The 1231-nt window shown below is 59.3% G+C and carries 1 protein-coding gene; it reads right to left on the reverse strand.

Translation table 11 applies throughout. The features are described from left to right. Positions 1-9: 9 nt before the first annotated feature. Positions 10-1167 (reverse strand): IS30 family transposase, encoded by a 1158-nt coding sequence (locus G7Y82_RS21085; protein ID WP_168150114.1) that lies wholly within the window; start codon positions 1165-1167, stop codon positions 10-12. Positions 1168-1231 lie beyond the last annotated feature (64 nt).

Here is a 1231-nt window from a genome sequence, read left to right on the forward strand (position 1 = left end):
GCGGTGGGTTCAACCGGTCGTTGCAACACATTGGTTGAAATGCTCTGCGGGTGAAAGATAGCGCAGTGTCTTCCTCGGGCGCTGATTCAGCTTCAGTGCGATGTGATTCAAGTGATCCTGCGTGTATCTGCCGAGATTTGTCTTCTTCGGAAAGTACTGCCTCAGCAGCCGATTGGTGTTCTCGTTGGTGCCGCGTTGCCACGGACTACTCGGATCGCAGAAGTAGATCTCCATATTGGTTTCCATCGACAGGCGTTTGTGCGCTGCCAGCTCTGAGCCTCGATCCCAGGTGAGTGATTGCCGCAGCGCGTCTGGCAATGTCTGGATCTGCTGCGCCAGCGCGGTTACTACAGTCTGCGTGTCGCGTGCCCCGACTTTAATCAGCATCGTGAATCTGGATTGGCGCTCGACGAGCGTTGCGATATGTGTATTTCCAGAGCCCGCTATCAAGTCCCCCTCCCAATGACCTGGCACAGCACGGTCTTCGACCTCGGGCGGGCGCTCAGCAATCGAGACGGCATCTTTGATGGAACTGCGCATCTTGCCGAGGTTGCCATGCCGAGACTGGCGGAAGACACGCTTCGTTCGCAGGTGCTTCTGCAACTCCTTACGCAGCACGCCACGCGCTTGAATGTACAAACTTCGGTAGATCGTCTCGTGAGAGACCTGCATGGCGGGCTCGTCGGGGTAGGTCCGTTTCAGCCAGCCTGCGATCTGCTGCGGCGACCAGTCCTCAGCCAGCTTCATGGCTACCGTATCGTGAAGGGCCGAATTCTGTGCAAGAGCGCATGGCTTGGGCCGCGTGGCGTCGTCCCATGCCACCTCGTCGGCGCGCGTGGCACGATACTTCCGGCGACCTCCATGGCGGGAAACCTCCCGACTGATGGTCGAGGGCGCGCGACCTAATTCGCGTGCGATGTCTCGGAGTGAGCGACCAGCCGCCAGGCCACGGGAGATGCTCTCCCGTTCGCCGAGCGTCAGCGTCACCGATGACCGTCTTCGAGTCGCCGGGCGGATGCCGCCATGCAATCTAAGTACGCCGAAAATCGATGCCGGGAACTTGCCCAATACCCGTGCAATCTCACTCTGAAACTCTCCGCGCTGCCAGCGATCCCACAGTTCAGCCTTCTGAGCATCAGTTAGCCCTGGTCTCCCCAGCTTGGCCATCGATCACCTCCTCGACGAATGCGTCGAATCTTGAGGTGTTGCATTGACCGGTTGAACCCACCGC

It is taken from the genome of Solimonas marina (genome assembly GCF_012241385.1).
Taxonomy (GTDB): Bacteria; Pseudomonadota; Gammaproteobacteria; order Nevskiales; family Nevskiaceae; genus Solimonas; species Solimonas marina.

What these genes read in the sequence shown, in the direction of transcription:
- G7Y82_RS21085 (WP_168150114.1), bottom strand. Translation starts at nt 1,167, where the DNA reads ATGGCCAAGCTGGGGAGACCAGGGCTAACTGATGCTCAGAAGGCTGAA.